The organism is Streptomyces roseofulvus (genome assembly GCF_039534915.1).
Taxonomy (GTDB): Bacteria; Actinomycetota; Actinomycetes; order Streptomycetales; family Streptomycetaceae; genus Streptomyces; species Streptomyces roseofulvus.
Map to the genome: position 1 here is coordinate 1787208 of NZ_BAAAWE010000001.1, position 16826 is coordinate 1804033.

Annotated in this window: 16 protein-coding genes; 4 read left to right on the plus strand and 12 right to left on the minus strand. The window is 70.7% G+C overall.

Annotation, left to right across the window (positions count from 1 at the left end; all coding sequences use genetic code 11):
• Positions 1 to 39: 39 nt before the first annotated feature.
• Entirely contained in the window at positions 40 to 1401 is a 1362-nt protein-coding gene (pafA, locus tag ABFY03_RS08225) for a Pup--protein ligase (RefSeq protein ID WP_319008713.1), read from the minus strand.
• Positions 1402 to 1470: 69 nt separating this feature from the next.
• Positions 1471 to 2733, minus strand: coding sequence for an MFS transporter (locus ABFY03_RS08230; protein ID WP_319008714.1), 1263 nt, complete (start codon positions 2731 to 2733; stop codon positions 1471 to 1473).
• 145 nt (positions 2734 to 2878) lie between these two features.
• Between ABFY03_RS08230 and ABFY03_RS08235 the strand changes: the two genes are divergently transcribed.
• A complete protein-coding gene (locus ABFY03_RS08235; protein WP_319008715.1) occupies positions 2879 to 3898 on the plus strand; it encodes a LacI family DNA-binding transcriptional regulator in 1020 nt (339 codons plus the stop codon).
• Between the two features lie 62 nt (positions 3899 to 3960).
• Here the strand turns inward: ABFY03_RS08235 and prcA are convergent, their stop codons facing one another.
• The 6 genes from prcA to arc form a co-directional block, all read right to left on the minus strand.
• A complete protein-coding gene (prcA, locus tag ABFY03_RS08240; RefSeq protein ID WP_030494393.1) occupies positions 3961 to 4713 on the minus strand; it encodes a proteasome subunit alpha in 753 nt (250 codons plus the stop codon).
• A 46-nt stretch (positions 4714 to 4759) separates the two neighbouring features.
• The gene (gene prcB, locus ABFY03_RS08245) at positions 4760 to 5599 is read right to left on the minus strand and encodes a proteasome subunit beta (protein ID WP_319008716.1); all 840 of its coding nucleotides are present in this window, start codon (positions 5597 to 5599) and stop codon (positions 4760 to 4762) included.
• Entirely contained in the window at positions 5551 to 6150 is a 600-nt protein-coding gene (locus ABFY03_RS08250) for an endonuclease VII domain-containing protein (protein WP_319008717.1), read from the minus strand. Before ABFY03_RS08250 ends, prcB begins: the two co-directional genes overlap by 49 nt.
• A 36-nt stretch (positions 6151 to 6186) precedes the next feature.
• A complete protein-coding gene (locus ABFY03_RS08255; protein WP_030494396.1) occupies positions 6187 to 6399 on the minus strand; it encodes a ubiquitin-like protein Pup in 213 nt (70 codons plus the stop codon).
• A gap of 166 nt (positions 6400 to 6565) precedes the next feature.
• Complete coding sequence (dop, locus tag ABFY03_RS08260) at positions 6566 to 8077, minus strand: depupylase/deamidase Dop (protein ID WP_319008718.1); 1512 nt, start codon at positions 8075 to 8077, stop codon at positions 6566 to 6568.
• Between the two features lie 183 nt (positions 8078 to 8260).
• Positions 8261 to 10027, minus strand: coding sequence for a proteasome ATPase (arc, locus tag ABFY03_RS08265; RefSeq protein WP_319008719.1), 1767 nt, complete (start codon positions 10025 to 10027; stop codon positions 8261 to 8263).
• 241 nt (positions 10028 to 10268) lie between these two features.
• Here arc and ABFY03_RS08270 point away from each other — a divergent pair, with 241 nt between their 5' ends.
• A complete protein-coding gene (locus ABFY03_RS08270) occupies positions 10269 to 10580 on the plus strand; it encodes a ferredoxin (RefSeq protein ID WP_346169588.1) in 312 nt (103 codons plus the stop codon).
• A 3-nt stretch (positions 10581 to 10583) separates the two neighbouring features.
• On the opposite strand, the gene ABFY03_RS08275 is transcribed toward ABFY03_RS08270, so the two are convergent.
• The 3 genes from ABFY03_RS08275 to ABFY03_RS08285 all read right to left on the minus strand — a co-directional run bounded on the left by ABFY03_RS08275 (position 10584) and on the right by ABFY03_RS08285 (position 13394).
• Complete coding sequence (locus tag ABFY03_RS08275) at positions 10584 to 11177, minus strand: hypothetical protein (protein ID WP_319008721.1); 594 nt, start codon at positions 11175 to 11177, stop codon at positions 10584 to 10586.
• Positions 11178 to 11353: 176 nt separating this feature from the next.
• Complete coding sequence (locus ABFY03_RS08280; RefSeq protein WP_031013975.1) at positions 11354 to 12241, minus strand: tRNA (adenine-N1)-methyltransferase; 888 nt, start codon at positions 12239 to 12241, stop codon at positions 11354 to 11356.
• Between the two features lie 19 nt (positions 12242 to 12260).
• Entirely contained in the window at positions 12261 to 13394 is a 1134-nt protein-coding gene (locus ABFY03_RS08285) for a site-2 protease family protein (RefSeq protein WP_319008730.1), read from the minus strand.
• Positions 13395 to 13572: 178 nt separating this feature from the next.
• Here ABFY03_RS08285 and ABFY03_RS08290 point away from each other — a divergent pair, with 178 nt between their 5' ends.
• Both ABFY03_RS08290 and ABFY03_RS08295 read left to right on the plus strand, forming a co-directional pair.
• On the plus strand, positions 13573 to 14475 hold the full coding sequence (locus tag ABFY03_RS08290; protein ID WP_319008722.1) for a RecB family exonuclease: 903 nt from the start codon (positions 13573 to 13575) through the stop codon (positions 14473 to 14475).
• Positions 14476 to 14485: 10 nt separating this feature from the next.
• A complete protein-coding gene (locus ABFY03_RS08295; RefSeq protein WP_030494404.1) occupies positions 14486 to 15163 on the plus strand; it encodes a response regulator in 678 nt (225 codons plus the stop codon).
• 68 nt (positions 15164 to 15231) lie between these two features.
• On the opposite strand, the gene ABFY03_RS08300 is transcribed toward ABFY03_RS08295, so the two are convergent.
• Positions 15232 to 16806, minus strand: a complete 1575-nt coding sequence (locus ABFY03_RS08300; RefSeq protein WP_319008723.1) for an ABC transporter substrate-binding protein — start codon at positions 16804 to 16806, stop codon at positions 15232 to 15234.
• Positions 16807 to 16826 lie beyond the last annotated feature (20 nt).

A 16826-nucleotide genomic window follows, 5' to 3' on the forward strand; every position in this document is an offset into this window, starting at 1 on the left:
GTCGTCCGCGCGGGGCCCCGACCTGCTCTTGCGATCGTCCTACATTCCGGCGATCAGCTTCTCCACCCGGTCGTCGACCGAGCGGAACGGGTCCTTGCACAGGACCGTGCGCTGCGCCTGGTCGTTGAGCTTGAGGTGGACCCAGTCGACGGTGAAGTCCCGGCGCTGCTCCTGGGCGCGGCGGATGAAGTCGCCGCGGAGCCGGGCCCGGGTGGTCTGCGGGGGCACGGACTTGCCCTCGAAGATCTTCACGTCGTTGCAGATCCGCGCCGCCTGCCCGTTCTTCTGGAGCAGGTAGTAGAGCCCGCGGCGGCGGTGGATGTCGTGGTAGGCGAGGTCTATCTGGGCGACCCGCGGGTTCGACATGGTCATGTTGTGCTTGGCGCGGTAGCGCTCGATGAGCTTGTACTTCATCACCCAGTCGATCTCGGTCTGGATGCGGTCCAGCTCCTCCTGCTCGATCGCGTCGAGCGTGCGGCCCCACAGTTCGAGGACCTGGGCGACGGTGCCGGAGCGGATGCCGCGCCGGTCGACGAAGTCGGACGCCTTGTCGAAGTACTCGCGCTGCACCTCCAGGGCGGACGCCTCGCGGCCGCTGGCCAGGCGCACCTTGCGCTGTCCGGTGATGTCGTGGCTGACCTCGCGGATGGCCCGGATCGGGTTCTCCAGGGTCAGGTCGCGCATCACGGTGCCGGCCTCGATCATGCGCAGCACGAGGTCGGTGGCGCCGACCTTGAGGAGCATGGTCGTCTCGGACATGTTCGAGTCGCCGACGATGACGTGGAGGCGGCGGTAGCGCTCCGCGTCGGCGTGCGGCTCGTCCCGGGTGTTGATGATGGGCCGGGAGCGGGTGGTGGCGGAGCTGACGCCCTCCCAGATGTGCTCGGCGCGCTGGGAGACGCAGTAGACGGCGCCTCGCGGGGTCTGCAGGACCTTGCCCGCGCCGCAGATCAGCTGACGCGTGACCAGGAACGGGATGAGGATGTCGGCGAGGCGGGAGAACTCGCCGTGGCGGGCGACGAGATAGTTCTCGTGGCAGCCGTACGAGTTTCCGGCGGAGTCCGTGTTGTTCTTGAAGAGATAGACGTCGCCCGCGATTCCCTCCTCGTGCAGGCGGCGTTCGGCGTCCACGAGAAGACCTTCGAGAATGCGCTCGCCGGCCTTGTCGTGGGTGACGAGTTCGATCACGTCGTCGCATTCCGGTGTGGCATATTCCGGATGCGAACCCACGTCGAGGTACAGGCGGGCACCGTTCCGCAGGAAGACATTGCTGCTGCGGCCCCATGACACGACTCGGCGGAAGAGGTACCGCGCCACTTCGTCAGGAGACAGTCGGCGCTGTCCCCTGAACGTGCACGTGACGCCGTACTCGTTCTCCAGCCCGAAAATGCGGCGGTCCATGTCTGAACATTACGCCTGACGGCCTGTGCTGAAACCGGGTTGGACGTTCCCGTTTCGATCATTTTCCGATCAGAGGGCGTTCTTTTCCGTGTGTACGGGGGTGGCGGCGCCCCCGCTCGCGGCGTGTCGCGTGCGCCGGCCGGGCGCGTCGGGATCGTTCAGCACCCGCCCGGTGGCGAGCAGGACCAGCAGGGCGACCAGGCCGCCGGCGCCGGCCACGGCGAACCCGGCGACGGTTCCGGCGAGTTCGATCGCGGGTCCGGCGGCGGCCGAGCCCAGCGCGGCGCCGACGCCGAAGGTGGTCACGAGCCAGGAGAACGCCTCGGTGACGGTGCCGGCCGGGGCGTGCCGGTCCACCACGATGAAGGCGCAGGCCAGGACGGGGGCGAGGAAGACGCCGGCGAGGGCCGAGAGGGCGGCCATGGCGACCGGTCCGGGGGTGAGCGTCAGGGGCAGGTAGCAGAGCGCGAGCAGGGCGACCAGGACCCGGAGCCGGCCCTCCGGGGCGCCGGCCCACTGGCGGGCGCCGTAGAGCACGCCGCCGAGCAGTGCGCCGAGGCCGAGGGCGGCCATCAGCCAGCCGTAGACGGACGGGGTGCCGCGGTCGTCGGCGTAGGCGACGGCGGCGACCGTGATGGAGCCGAGGGCGAGGCCGACGAAGAAGAACGAGCCGAGCAGGGCGAGCAGCCCGGGCGAGCGCAGCGCGCCGAGCCAGTGGGCCTCGCGGGGGGCGGAGCGCCAGGCGCGGGAGGGCGCGGAGAGGACCACGGAGAGCGCGCCGAGCACGCCGATGAGGTTGATGACGAGGAGGGCGGCGGCGGGCGACCACAGGGCGACGAGGAGGGTCACCAGGAGCGGGCCGACGGTGAACATGACCTCCTGGGCGACGGCGTCGAGGGCGTAGGCCCGGTGGACCCGGTCCTCGCGGCCCAGGACGCTCGGCCAGAGGGCCCGCAGACCGCCCTCCAGGGGCGGGGTGAAGAACCCGGCGAGGACGACGGCGGCGTAGGCGAGGGGGAGGTTCCCGATGCCGGCGAACGCGAACAGGGCCATGCCGAGGGCCGAGAGGACGGCGGCGGGCAGCTGGACGCGCGGCTGCCCCTTGAGGTCGACGGCGCGGCCCAGCAGCGGCTGCCCGACGGCGTTGGCCAGGCCGTACGCGGCGACCAGCCCGCCCGCGAGGGTGTAGCCGCCGCCCTGGTCGCGGACGAAGAGGGTCATGGCGACGGGGCCGGTGCCGTTGGGCAGCCGGCCGACCAGGGTGCCGGTGAGCAGGCGGAGCGCGTGTGGCGCCCGCAGGATGTCGCGGTAGCCGCCGTGCGCCGTGGCCATGCGGGTCTCCCCTCCGTCGGCTCGCGCCGAGGTTTTACGTATAACGTCCGAGGTCATACGTACCATGGCGACGGTACGCCGGTCCACCCGGCGCCGCTCGACACCCACCCGGCGAACCGGCCGGACACGCCCCCGCGGAGGCCCCGTGCACACCCCCGAGCCCCGTAGCGGCGCCCGCCCCACCAGCCGGGACGTGGCCCGCACCGCCGGGGTGTCACAGGCCACCGTCTCCCTCGTCCTCGGCGACAAGTGGCGGGGGCGGGTCTCGGAACGCACCGCCGACACCGTCCGGGCCGCCGCCCGCGAGCTCGGCTACCGGCCCAACCTGGCCGCCCGCAACCTGCGCCTCGGCCGCACCCGCACCGCGCTGCTCGTGGTGCCCGCCCTCACCAACGAGTTCTTCGCCCACGTGTACACCGGCGCCGCGGCGGTCGCCGCCGACCACGGCTTCGGCGTGGTGCTCTACCCCTCCCCCGACGGCCTCGGCCCGGCCCGCGACCCCTTCGCCTCCGCCCAGGCCGCCCTGGACGGCGTGCTGGCCTCCTCCATGGCGACCGACGCCCTGGACGCCTTCCGCGGCAGCGACCTCCCCCTCGTCATGCTCGACAGCGACCCCGCGGGCCCCGGCGCCGCCGCCCACGTCAACCTCGACGTCGCCGAGGGCATGCGCCTGGTCACCGCCCACCTGCTGGCCCTCGGCCACCGCCGCTTCCTGCACCTGGCGTCGGCGGCGCCCTCCTGGACCTTCGACGTCCGCGCCGCCGTGCTCGCCGAGGCGCTGCGCGGGGCCGAGGTGCGGACCGTGCGGTCGCCGCTGACCGTCGCCGCCGCACGGGAGACCGCCGCGGCCGCCCTCGCCGCCCCCGGGCCGCGCCCCACGGCCGTGATCTGCGACGACGACATCCTCGCCGCCGGCGTCTGCAAGGCCGCCCGGCGGCTCGGCCTGCGCGTCCCGGAGGACCTCTCCGTCACCGGCTTCGACGACATGGCCCTGGCGACCGCGGTCGAACCGGAGCTCACCACCGTCCGCCTGCCCGCCCAGGAGTTCGGCCGTCGTGGCATGGAGGCCCTCCTCGCCGTCCTGGCGGGCGAACCGGCCCGGGCGGACGTCCTGCCCGTCGAGCTGGTCCCGCGCGGCTCCACGGGCCCGGCAGCGGCCGTCTGAGTCCCGGAGAAGGCGGAGGGGCCCGGTCCACCAGGACCGGGCCCCTCCGTACGCGTGCGGGTCTACTCCTCGGGCTGCTCGTCCGAGGGGTCGTCCGTCTTCGTCACGGCGGCGTCGTCCGCCTCCAGGAGCCGGGAGAGCTGGCGCCCGACGATCCGCTTGAACTTCCGCTGCTGCGGACGCGTCCGGTCCAGCACCGCCACCTCCAGGCGCTCCGCGGGAATCTCCCGCTCGGTGCCGTTGGTGTCCCGGGAGAGCGCCTGCACGGCCAGCTTCAGGGCCTCCGCGAGCGACATCCCGTCCCGGTGCCGCTGGTCCAGGAACGAGCTGATCTGCTCCGCGTTGCCGCCCACCGCGACCGAGCCGTGCTCGTCCACGATGGAACCGTCGTGCGGCAGCCGGTAGATCTGGTCACCGGCCGGCTCGGTGCCGACCTCCGCCACCACCAGCTCCACCTCGTACGGCTTCTCGCCGGCGCTGGAGAAGATGGTGCCCAGCGTCTGCGCGTACACGTTGGCCAGGCCGCGCGCGGTGACGTCGTCCCGGTCGTAGGTGTAGCCGCGCAGGTCGGCGTAGCGGACGCCGCCGATGCGCAGGTTCTCGTACTCGTTGTACTTGCCGGCCGCGGCGAAGCCGATCCGGTCGTAGATCTCGCTGAACTTGTGCAGGGCACGGGACGGGTTCTCGCCGACGAAGACGATGCCGTCGGCGTACTGGAGGACCACCAGGCTGCGGCCGCGCGCGATGCCCTTGCGGGCGTACTCCGCGCGGTCGGCCATGGCCTGCTGGGGTGAGACGTAGAACGGTGTCGACACCGGCGCTCGTCCCTTTCTTCTGGGCTGTGAGGGGGCGACGTACGGATCAGAGCAGGGCGGCGCGCGGTCCGTCCGGCTGCTCCAGACGCCGCTCGGTGACCGAACGGGCGAGTTCGGAGGACTCCGCCTCGGAGAGCCTGCGGAAGCCCTCGTCGGTGATGACGGTGACGATCGGGAAGATCCGGCGGGCCAGGTCCGGGCCACCGGTCGCCGAGTCGTCGTCCGCCGCGTCGTACAGCGCCTGCACGACCAGGGTGGTCGCCTGCTGCTCGGTGAGGTCCTCGCGGTACAGCTTCTTCATGGAGCCGCGCGCGAAGATCGAACCCGAGCCGGTGGCGGCGTACCCGTGCTCCTCGGAGCGGCCGCCGGTCACGTCGTACGAGAAGATCCGGCCCTTCTCCCGGCCCTCGTCCCAGCCCGCGAAGAGCGGCACGACGGCGAGGCCCTGCATGGCCATGCCGAGGTTGCTGCGGATCATGGTGGAGAGACGGTTCGCCTTGCCCTCCAGGGAGAGCGTGGCGCCCTCCACCTTCTCGAAGTGCTCCAGCTCCAGCTGGAAGAGCTTGACCATCTCGACGGCGAGGCCGGCGGTGCCGGCGATGCCGACGGCCGAGTACTCGTCCGCCGGGAACACCTTCTCGATGTCCCGCTGCGCGATCATGTTGCCCATGGTGGCTCGCCGGTCACCGGCGAGCACGACGCCCCCCGGGAACGTCGCGGCCACGATGGTCGTCCCGTGCGGAGCCTCGACGATCCCCTCCGGCAGCTTCCGGTTCCCCGGCAGCAGCTCGGGCGAGTGGTCGGCGAGGAAGTCGATGAAGGACGAAGAGCCCGGCGTCAGGAAGGCAGCCGGTAGACGCCCTGTGCTACGAGTGTTGGGTTCCACAGGTTTCCTTCCACGTATGCGGCCGCACGCCTGATGACGTCCGGCCGATCCTTGAACTGCCCCAGCGCCGCGTTGCAACTGAAGCACAGCACGCCTCGGACCTTACCCGTCTGATGATCGTGATCCACATGTTCCGCCGGACCCTCCTGGCAGATCACGCAGACGCCGCTCTGGGCGGCGATCATCCGGTCGCGTTCGGCTTCGGTGATGCCGTACTGGCGCTTCAGATGCCCGGCTCTCCCCTGCGCTTTCTTGCATGTCTTGCAACAAGTGGCGAGGCCGTCCGACGCGGTGGCGTTGCGGTGCCAGTCGTCGTGCGGCTTGATCTCACCGCACTGCCGACAGAGCTTGTGACCCACCGGCACATCCGCCTTGCTTCGGACGACCTTGCCCTTGGCTGCCTGACTCATCCGGTAGCGCTCGGCCCCATAGACGGAAACGCATTCCCGGCACCTCGGCTGTAGTCCGTCCCCGCGATTGGAGTCCCGCGCGAATCCGGTGAGCAGCACGTCCCGACGACAGCCACGGCAGAACTTGACAGCCTCCGACATCTCCCCGCCCCTGCGACATCACCTTCGATTCGAAGGCTACTGGCCGCCTTTTTGTACGAAGCTTCGAACGAAGTCCTCCGCGTTCTCCTCGAGGACGTCGTCGATCTCGTCGAGGACCGAGTCGACGTCGTCGCTCAGCTTCTCCTGGCGCTCCTTGAGGTCGGAGCTCGCCTCCGTGGTGGTCTCCTCGACCTCTTCCGTGGAACGCGTCGCCTTCTGCTGTCCGCCGCCGGTGTCCTTGGTCGCCATTTCCTCACCCCGCTCGAATCGGATCGCTCGGACTGGTGCTACGGGTCCTTCAAGATCAGACCCTACAAGCCGGGACCGACATCGGCCCCCGCGTTTCCACAACGTCCGGGCACTGCTTTCATGATTCCCAGGGGCCGGCCGTTTCAGCCCCTGTTCAGGTCTCGAATCAGTTGCCGGAGAGAACCCTGACGAGTTCCTCCGCGGTGCGGCAGCGGTCCAGGAGCGCCGCCACATGGGCCTTGGTGCCGCGCAGCGGCTCCAGGGTCGGGACGCGCTGGAGCGAGTCGCGGCCCGGCAGGTCGAAGATCACCGAGTCCCAGGAGGCCGCGGCGACGTCGTCGGCGTACTGCTCCAGGCAGCGGCCCCGGAAGTAGGCCCGGGTGTCCTCCGGAGGCGCCGTCTCGGCTCGCTCCACCTCGGCCTCGTCGAGGAGCCGCTTCATGCGCCCGCGGGCCGCCAGGCGGTTGTACAGGCCCTTCTCGGGCCGTACGTCCGCGTACTGGAGGTCCACCAGGTGCAGCCGGGCCGCGTCCCAGTCGAGGCCGTCCCGGCGCCGGTAGCCCTCCATGAGCTCCCGCTTGGCGATCCAGTCCAGCTCGCCGGCGAGGCTCATCGGGTCGTTCTCGAGCCGGTTGAGGGTGTCCTCCCAGCGGGACAGGACGTCCTTGGTCTGCTCGTCGGCGTCCGGCCCGTACCGCTCGTCCACGTACTTCCTGGCCAGCTCGCAGTACTCCATCTGGAGCTGGACGGCGGTGAGTGTCCGGCCGCTGCGCAGCGTGACGAGGTACTGGAGGCCGGGGTCGTGGGAGACGTGGTGGAGGGTGCGGACGGGCTGGTCGACGGCGAGGTCGACGGTGATGAAGCCGTCCTCGATCATGGAGAGGACGAGCGCCGTGGTGCCCAGCTTGAGGTAGGTGGAGATCTCGGAGAGGTTGGCGTCCCCGATGATCACGTGCAGCCGGCGGTACTTCTCCGCGTCGGCGTGCGGTTCGTCGCGGGTGTTGATGATGGGCCGCTTGAGGGTGGTCTCCAGGCCGACCTCGACCTCGAAGTAGTCGGCGCGCTGGCTGATCTGGAAGCCGTTCTCGCGCCCGTCCTGGCCGATGCCGACCCGGCCCGCGCCGGTGACGACCTGGCGGGAGACGAAGAAGGGCGTCAGGTGGCGCACGATGTCCGAGAAGGGGGTCTCCCGCTTCATCAGGTAGTTCTCGTGCGTGCCGTAGGAGGCGCCCTTGTTGTCGGTGTTGTTCTTGTAGAGGTGGATGGGCTGGGCGCCGGGGAGCTGGGCGGCGCGCTCGGCGGCCTCGGCCATGATCCGCTCGCCGGCCTTGTCCCAGAGGACGGCGTCGCGCGGGTTGGTGACCTCGGGGGCGCTGTACTCGGGGTGGGCGTGGTCGACGTAGAGCCGGGCGCCGTTGGTGAGGATCACGTTGGCGAGGCCGATGTCCTCGTCGGTGAGCTGGCTGGAGTCGGCGGCCTCGCGGGCGAGGTCGAAGCCGCGGGCGTCCCGCAGCGGGTTCTCCTCCTCGAAGTCCCAGCGGGCGCGGCGCGCCCGGTGCATCGCCGCGGCGTAGGCGTTGACGATCTGGGACGAGGTGAGCATGGCATTGGCGTTCGGGTGTCCCGGGACGGAGATCCCGTACTCCGTCTCGATGCCCATTACTCGCCGTACGGTCATGCGGCCCTCCTTGCCCGGCGGCGCTCTCAGTGCGCGACTCGGCGGTACCGAAGAGCCTAGAGCGGCTCCGCGCTGGTGGGGAGATCACTTGCGGTATTTCCCGGATGTGGCCGGGAGTTTTTCCTGGGTGAATGCGACGGCTGCGGATGCCCGGTTTCCGGACATCCGCAGCCGGTGTGCGTTTTACAGGTACTGACCGGTGTTGGCCACCGTGTCGATGGAGCGTCCGGTGTCCGCGCCCTGCTTTCCGGTGACGAGGGTGCGGATGAAGACGATCCGCTCGCCCTTCTTTCCGGAGATGCGGGCCCAGTCGTCCGGGTTGGTGGTGTTGGGCAGGTCCTCGTTCTCCTTGAACTCGTCCACGCAGGCCTGGAGGAGGTGGGAGACGCGGATGCCCTTCTGGTTGTGGTCGAGGAATGCCTTGATGGCCATCTTCTTGGCCCGGTCGACGATGTTCTGGATCATCGCGCCGGAGTTGAAGTCCTTGAAGTAGAGGACTTCCTTGTCGCCGTTGGCGTACGTGACTTCGAGGAAGCGGTTCTCCTCGGATTCCGCGTACATCTGCTCGACGACGGACTGGATCATTCCGTGTGCGGCGGCGGCCTTGGAGCCGCTGTGCTCGGCGACGTCGTCCGTGTGGAGCGGGAGGTTGGCGGTGAGGTACTTGGCGAAGATGTCCTTCGCGGCCTCGGCGTCCGGGCGCTCGATCTTGATCTTCACGTCGAGCCGGCCGGGGCGGAGGATCGCGGGGTCGATCATGTCCTCGCGGTTGGAGGCGCCGATCACGATCACGTTCTCCAGGCCCTCGACGCCGTCGATCTCGGCGAGCAGCTGGGGGACGATGGTGTTCTCCACGTCCGAGCTGACGCCCGATCCGCGGGTGCGGAAGAGCGACTCCATCTCGTCGAAGAAGACGATGACGGGGGTGCCCTCGCTCGCCTTCTCCCGGGCCCGCTGGAAGACCAGGCGGATGTGCCGCTCGGTCTCGCCGACGTACTTGTTGAGGAGCTCGGGGCCCTTGATGTTGAGGAAGTAGGACTTCCCCGCGGGCTGGCCGGTGACCTCGGCGACCTTCTTGGCCAGGGAGTTGGCGACGGCCTTGGCGATGAGCGTCTTGCCGCAGCCGGGCGGCCCGTAGAGCAGGATGCCCTTGGGCGGCCGCAGTTCGTGCTCCTTGAACAGGTCCGGGTAGAGGTACGGGAGCTCGACCGCGTCGCGGATCAGCTCGATCTGGTTGCCCAGACCGCCGATCTTGTCGTAGTCGACGTCCGGGACCTCTTCGAGGACGAGTTCCTCGACCTCGCTCTTGGGGACGACCTCGTAGACGTAGCCGGAGCGGGAGTCGAAGAGCAGGGCGTCGCCGGCGCGGATGGTGACGTCCAGCAGAGGCTCGGCGAGCCTCACCACCCGCTCCTCGTCGGTGTGCCCGACCACCAGGGCGCGCTCGCCGTCCTCGAGGATCTCCTTGAGGGTGACGATGTCCCCGGCGCGCTCGAACTCCATGGCCTCGACCACGTTGAGCGCCTCGTTGAGCATGACTTCCTGGCCGCGCCGGAGCTCTTCGAGCTCGACGCTGGGGCTCACGTTCACCCGGAGCTTGCGGCCCCCGGTGATGATGTCGCATGTGCCGTCCTCGTTCGCCTGCAGGAAGACACCGAAGCCGGCCGGCGGCTGCGCGAGCCGGTCGACCTCCTCCTTGAGGGCCACGATCTGGTCGCGTGCCTCACGGAGCGTGTTCGCCAGCCTTTCGTTCTGCGCGGACACGCCGGCCAGGTTCGTCTGCAGCTCGACGATCCGCTCTTCGAGAATCCTCGTGTGTCGCGGAGAGTCGGCGAGCTTGCGGCGCAGGACGGCGATTTCCTGCTCGAGATAGGCAACCTGGCCGGCGGGGTCTTCAGACCCCCGCCCCGGCCGGATGCCGCGGTTGTTGTCGTCGTCGTGGGCTGCCACGGTCCTCACCTCCTCCAAGGGGAGCTGGACGCATCCTGACCCTACCTGCGTGGGTGATGATTGAAACCCCTAGATCAAAAAGACTCGGGGGTGTGTCCGATCTTCACCCTTGCGCTTCCCCTCTCGCCAGGGGAATACCCACCCTTCACGCTCTGAAAGCGGGCAGTTGTATCGTCGTGAGGGGTCAACACCCGCGGGTCGCGGCCTCAATTGTCCGCGCGGAGCAGAAACGGCAGAAGAGATGAGCGTGCAGCACGAGGCGCCGGCCGAAGGGGCCGAGGAGGCTCTGGAGGTCTGGATCGACCAGGACCTGTGCACCGGGGACGGGATCTGCGCGCAGTACGCCCCCGAGGTCTTCGAGCTGGACATCGACGGGCTCGCGTATGTGAAGAGCGCGGACGACGAGCTGCTCCAGGAGGTGGGGGCGACGACGCCGGTGCCGCTGGTGCTGCTCCAGGACGTGGTGGACTCGGCGAAGGAGTGCCCGGGCGACTGCATCCATGTGCGGCGGGTCCGGGACCGCGTCGAGGTGTACGGCCCCGACGCGGAGTGACGGTCAGGCGCCGCGTGCTTGGGTGCCGGCGGTGCGGACGAAGGCGCCGCCGGTCCATTCCCAGGTGACCTGCTCCTTCTCGTCGGGGCAGCAGCTGGGGACGTCGGGGGACGAGTAGCCGAGCAGGGTGGCGTGGACGGCGCCGTCACGGATCGCGAGGCCGGTGACGCTGCGCTGCTCGCGCGGGTCGACGAGGGTGGCCACGACGCGTGCGGCGGCCCGGTCGCCGCGGCCGCGGGTGAGGACGTACAGCCCGGCGGGCGGGGTTCCGGATCCGGCTTCGCAGTGTACGACCGCAATGGTCTCGGGGTTCTTGTCGCCGTCGAGGTCGCCGGTGACGCGCTGGGCGACGCGGTGGTCCGCTCCCCCGCACCGGAGCGGGTAGGCGGCGGTGTCGGCGTCGGGCGCGGGGGCCGGGCCGGGGGCCGCGGGGGCGGAAGCGGAGGCGGTGGCGGGGCCCGCTTCGGCGGCGTCGGGGGTCAGGGCGCCGGCGAGGGCGACGACCGCGGCGGTCGCGGTGGCGGTGGCCAGCCAGTGCAGCGGCCGGGCGTGGGTGTGTGCGAGGTCCACGGGGTCCGGGGCGGCGGAGGGCTGCACGCGAGACGTCTCCTGTGAGGGTCGTGCCGAGGGGTTGCGGGCATCGTGCCATACGTCACAGGGCGGCGGAACAGCCGGGGTGTCGAACAGGGGGGCCGAACACGGCGACGCCGCCGCCCGGTTCCCCGTGCGCGGGGTGGTCGGGCGGCGGCGTCGGCCTGGTTCCTGTCGGGGTGTCAGCCCTTGTTGGGGCCGTCGTAGTCCTCGCCGTAGGCGCCCTTGGCGGGGCGGCGGCGGCGCATCGGGGGCTCCACGCCGTCCGCGAGGCGGCGGGCGGTGACGAGGAAGCCGGTGTGGCCGATCATGCGGTGATCGGGGCGGACGGCCAGGCCCTCGACGTGCCAGTTGCGGATCATGGACTCCCAGGGCTGCGGCTCGGCGTAGCAGCCGATCTCGCGGATGGACTCCACGGTGCGGGCGAGCTGGGTGGTGGTGGCCACGTAGCAGCAGAGGATGCCGCCGGGGACGAGGCTCTTGGAGACGGCCTCCAGGCACTCCCAGGGGGCGAGCATGTCGAGGATGACCCGGTCGACGTCGGTGTCGGTCAGGTTGTCCTGGAGGTCGCCGACGGTCAGCTGCCAGGCCGGGTGGGGGCCGCCGAAGTAGCGCTCGACGTTGCCCTTCGCGATCTCGGCGAAGTCCTCGCGGCGCTCGTAGGAGTGCAGCATGCCGCTGTCGCCGATGGCGCGGAGCAGGAAGCTGCTGAGCGAGCCGGAGCCGACGCCGGCCTCCACGACGCGAGCGCCGGGGAAGATGTCGGCGAAGGCGAGGATCTGTCCCGCGTCCTTCGGGTAGACCACGGCGGCGCCGCGGGGCATGGACAGGACGTAGTCGGGGAGCAGGGGGCGCAGCGCGAGGTAGGCCACGTTTCCGGTGGTGCGGACAACGCTGCCCTCGGGGGCGCCGATCAGCTCGTCGTGCGGGAAGGAACCCTTGTGGGTGTGGAAGTTCTTTCCCTCTTCGAGCGTGAACGTGTAGTGGCGGCCCTTGGGGTCGGTCAGCTGAACCTGGTCCCCGACCTTGAAGGGCCCGCGTCGGCGGGCGGCACCGGTCGGTTCGGACATGTGAACAAGAGTACCGGGCTTACGGGGAGGGTCGTGCCATGGCCTTCACGAAGGCGCGCTCGACGTCGGTGGTGGAGAGGACGCCGTAGATCTCGCCGGTCTCCTCCATGACGAGGTACTCGGTGGCGGGGGTGGCGCGGAGGTGGTCGAGAAGGGGCTGGCCGGTGAGTTCGGCGGGGACGCGCATGCCGTCGGTGAGGTCCTGGGTGAGGGTGGTGACGGCGACCCAGGGGCGGCGGTGCTGGGGGACGGCGGCGATGGCGGCCTCGCGGACGATGCCGGTGGGACTGCCCGTGCCGTCGACGACGACGAGGGCGCGGGCGCCTGCCTCGTTGGCGCGGCGGAGGGCCTCGGAGAGGGGCGTCTCGGGTTCGACGGGGATGGCGCGGCGGGTGAGGGCGCGGGCGCGGAGGTCGGGGAGGTGTTCGCGGAGGCGGGCCATGCGGAGGCTGTTGCCGGCGCCGGTCCAGATGATGGCGGCCAGGATGGCGGCGAGGAGGGCGTCGGTGACGGTGGTGAAGCCGTCGATGTCGGCGGTGGAGTTGCCGAGCCAGCCGGTGCGGGTGAGGAGGGGGAGGCCGATGAGGACGGTGATGGCGAGGGCGCGGCCGACCCAGGCGGCGGCGACGGTGCCGCTCATGGGCTTGCCGGTGAGCTTCCAGACGACGGCGCGGAGCATCCGGCCGCCGTCGAGCGGGAGGCCGGGGAGGAGGTTGAAGATCGCGACGATGAGGTTGGAGATCATCAGGCCGGCGAGGAGGACGCCGGGGACGGTGCCGGGCTCGACGGCCTGCATGGCGGCGTAGAAGACGCCGGCGAGGACGAGGGAGAGGAGGGGGCCGACGAAGGCGAGGACGAATTCGCGGCCGGGGGTCTCGGACTCCTTCTCGATCTCGGAGACGCCGCCGAAGAACTGCAGCTGGATGCGCCGGACGGGGAGCTTGAAGCGGAGGGCGGCGATGGTGTGCGCGAGTTCGTGGACGAGGACGGAGGCGTAGAAGGCGACGGCGAAGAAGAGGGAGACCAGGTAGCGGGCGGCGCCAAGGTCGGGCAGGACGCGTTCGATCTGGTCGCCGAAGACCCAGGTGATGAGGGCGGCGACGAGGAACCAGCTGGGTGCGACGTAGACGGGCACGCCGAAGGGCCGGCCCATGAGGATCCCGCCGCCGGGTTCCTCGGTCCGCTGCGGCTTGGGCTCGTCCTGGTTCACGGGTTCCTCTCGTCGCCGGGGGTGACCGCGCCGCTGCGTCACGGGTCGATCATGCAGCGCGACGGGTCATACGTCGATGGTAGGCGGCTCGCTGTCGGTGGCGGGCCGTAGGGTCTGTGTCATGAGTACGAGCGAGCGGCTCCCGGAGGGGCCCCGGGCGCCCATGTCGCTGTCGCCCTCGCGGGCGAGCGACTTCATGCAGTGTCCCCTGTTGTACCGGTTCCGGGTGATCGACCGGCTGCCGGAGAGGCCGAGCGCTGCGGCGACGCGGGGGACGCTGGTGCACGCGGTGCTCGAGCGGCTCTTCGACGATCCGGCGGCGGAGCGGACGGTGCCGCGGGCGAAGGCGATGATCCCGGGGCAGTGGGACCGGCTCCTGGAGTCGAAGCCGGAGCTGGGCGAGCTGTTCGCGGACGATCCGGCGGGCGAGCGGCTCGGGCAGTGGCTGGCGGAGGCCGAGGCGCTGGTGGAGCGGTGGTTCACGCTGGAGGATCCGGCGCGGCTGGAGCCGGCGGAGCGCGAGCTGTTCGTGGAGACGGAGCTGGAGTCGGGGCTGCGGCTGCGCGGGGTGATCGACCGGGTGGACGTGGCGCCGACGGGTGAGGTGCGGATCGTCGACTACAAGACGGGGAAGGCGCCGCGGCCGGAGTACAGCGAGGGCGCGCTGTTCCAGATGACGTTCTACGCCCTGGTGGTGTGGCGGCTGAAGGGGATCGTCCCGCGCCGGCTGCAGCTGGTGTACCTGGGCAGCGGTGACGTGCTGACGTACGACCCGGTGGAGGCGGATCTGCGGCGGGTGGAGCGGAAGCTGCACGCGCTGTGGGACGCGATCCGGACGGCGACGGAGACGGGCGACTGGCGGCCGCGGCCGACGAAGCTGTGCGGCTGGTGCGATCACCGGGCGGTCTGCCCGGAGTTCGGGGGGACTCCCCCGGTCTATCCGCTGGAGATCGTTTCCGCGCGCCCGGCGGAGGCGGGCCCGGCGGGGCAGGGCAGAATGGGCGGCGACCCGACCGCCTCGTGAAGGAGCCCCTGTGACGATTCGCGTCCTCCTGGTCGACGACCAGCCGCTGCTGCGCACCGGCTTCCGGATGATTCTGGAGGCGGAGCAGGACATCACGGTGGTGGGTGAGGCCGGGGACGGTCTGCAGGCGCTGGACCAGGTGCGGGCGCTGCAGCCGGACGTGGTGCTGATGGACATCCGGATGCCGCGGATGGACGGGGTGGAGGCGACCCGGCAGATCACCGGTCCGGGCCGTGACGGGCCGGCGAAGGTGCTGGTGCTGACCACGTTCGACCTGGACGAGTACGTGGTGGAGGCGCTGCGCGCGGGGGCGAGCGGCTTCCTGCTGAAGGACGCTCCGGCGAACGAGCTGGTGCAGGCGATCCGGGTGGTGGCGGCGGGCGAGGCGATGCTGGCCCCGTCGATCACGCGGCGGCTGCTGGACAAGTACTCGGCGCATCTGCCGACGGGCGAGGAGCAGGTGCCGGACACGCTGGGCACGCTGACCGACCGTGAGGTGGAGGTGCTGAAGCTGGTGGCGCGCGGGTTGTCGAACGCGGAGATCGCGGCGGATCTGTTCGTCAGCGAGACGACGGTCAAGACGCATGTGGGCCATGTGCTGACGAAGCTGGGCCTGCGCGACCGGGTGCAGGCGGCGGTGTACGCGTACGAGAGCGGTCTGGTGCGGCCGGGGGGCAACGGCCAGTAGCGGCGGTGCGGTACGGGAGGGCCCGGCGCGCGGGGTGCGCGCCGGGCCCTTCGCCGTACCCGCGGGGGTCAGCTGGTGCGGAGCTCCCAGAAGCGGAAGACGGTGGAGGCGTCGAGGGTCCATTCGAGGCCGGTGACGCCGTCGCGGGTGACGGCGTACTGCTTGCCCTGCCAGAGCGGGAGGACGGGGAGTTCCTCGGCGACGACGTCCTGGAGCGCGCCGTACTCCTTGTCGGTGGCGGAGCGGTCGGCGGTGGCGGCGGTCTTCGGCAGCAGGGTGCCGGTGATCGTCTTGTTCTCGTAGTGGTTGGAGAGGACGTTGCCCTCGCCGAAGAAGGGCGCGGTGAAGTTGTCGGCGTCGGGGTAGTCGGGGACCCAGCCCTTGACGTAGACGCCGTACTTGCCGGCGGCGATGTCCTTCTCGTACTGGTCGAAGGCGACGGACTTGACGTCGGCGTCGAAGAGGCCGCTGGCGTTGAGCTGGGCGGCGATGGCCTTGAGCTCGGCGTCGGTGGAGGGGCCGTAGCGGCTGGGGGTGGACCAGAGGGTGAGGGTGACCTTGTCCGTGATGCCGGCGGCGCGGAGGGCCTTCTTGGCCTTCGCCGGGTCGGGGGCGCCGTAGGTGTCGAAGAAGGCGGTGTTGTGGCCGTTGATGCCGGCCGGGACGATCGAGTAGAGCGGCGTGGCGGTCGACTTGTAGACGTCCTCGACGAGGGCGTCGCGGTCGACGAGGTGGGCGATCGCCTTGCGGACGGCGAGCTTGCCGGCGACGGGGTCCTTCATGTTGAAGACGAGGTGCTGGACCTCGGCGCTGCTGCCCTGGACGACCTGGACGCCGCGGTCCTCGGTGGAGGCCTCCAGGGCGGAGATGTCGCCGGCGGACAGGCCGCGGTAGGCGACGTCGAGGTCGCCGTCGGCGAACGCCTTGGCGAGGGCGGCGCGGTCGCCCTGGTAGAGCTTGAGGGCGACCCGGTCGTTGCGGCGCTCGGCGGTGCCCTGGTAGCCGGTGTTGGCGGAGAAGACGGCCTCGGTGTCGCTGAGGGAGTCCAGCTTGTAGGGGCCGGAGCCGACGGCCTTGCCGTCGGTGCGGAGGGCGTCGGCGGAGTACTCGCGGTGGTCGACGATCGAGCCGGCGCCGGAGGCGATCTTGCTGGGGAAGGTGGCGTCCGGGACCTTGAGGCGGAAGACGACGGTCCGCTCGTCGGGGGTCTCGATGGTGTCGATGGTGGAGAGCAGCGGCGCCGGGCCGGAGGGGTCGGCGATCTTCAGGGCGCGCTCGAAGGAGAACTTGACGTCCTCGGAGGTGAGCGGGTTGCCGTTGGAGAACTTCAGGCCGGGGCGGAGGGTGCAGGTGTAGACGGTGCTGCCGTCGCCGAAGGCGCACTTCTCGGCGGCTTCGGGCTCGGGCAGGGAGCCGCCCTTGGGGAAGGCGAGGAGGGACTGGAAGACGTTGTTGAACAGCAGCCAGGAGCCGGGGTCGTAGCCGGCGGCGGGGTCGGTCGCCAGGATCTCGTCGGACATGCCGACCCGGACGGCGTCGGCCGAGCCGGAGCCCGGTATCTGTTCGGTGCCGCAGCCGCCGAGGAGGGCGGCGGAGAGGCCCGCGGCGAGCGGGGCGGTCAGCCACTTGTGGTGCGTCTTCACAGAACTTGCCTCGTGATCTC

What these genes read in the sequence shown, in the direction of transcription:
- ABFY03_RS08280 (WP_031013975.1), bottom strand. Translation starts at nt 12,241, where the DNA reads ATGTCCGAACCGACCGGTGCCGCCCGCCGACGCGGGCCCTTCAAGGTC.
- ABFY03_RS08250 (WP_319008717.1), bottom strand. Translation starts at nt 6,150, where the DNA reads ATGTCGGAGGCTGTCAAGTTCTGCCGTGGCTGTCGTCGGGACGTGCTG.
- ABFY03_RS08270 (WP_346169588.1), top strand. Translation starts at nt 10,269, where the DNA reads ATGAGCGTGCAGCACGAGGCGCCGGCCGAAGGGGCCGAGGAGGCTCTG.
- ABFY03_RS08255 (WP_030494396.1), bottom strand. Translation starts at nt 6,399, where the DNA reads ATGGCGACCAAGGACACCGGCGGCGGACAGCAGAAGGCGACGCGTTCC.
- ABFY03_RS08230 (WP_319008714.1), bottom strand. Translation starts at nt 2,733, where the DNA reads ATGGCCACGGCGCACGGCGGCTACCGCGACATCCTGCGGGCGCCACAC.
- pafA (WP_319008713.1), bottom strand. Translation starts at nt 1,401, where the DNA reads ATGGACCGCCGCATTTTCGGGCTGGAGAACGAGTACGGCGTCACGTGC.
- ABFY03_RS08285 (WP_319008730.1), bottom strand. Translation starts at nt 13,394, where the DNA reads ATGGGCCGGCCCTTCGGCGTGCCCGTCTACGTCGCACCCAGCTGGTTC.
- dop (WP_319008718.1), bottom strand. Translation starts at nt 8,077, where the DNA reads ATGACCGTACGGCGAGTAATGGGCATCGAGACGGAGTACGGGATCTCC.
- ABFY03_RS08290 (WP_319008722.1), top strand. Translation starts at nt 13,573, where the DNA reads ATGAGTACGAGCGAGCGGCTCCCGGAGGGGCCCCGGGCGCCCATGTCG.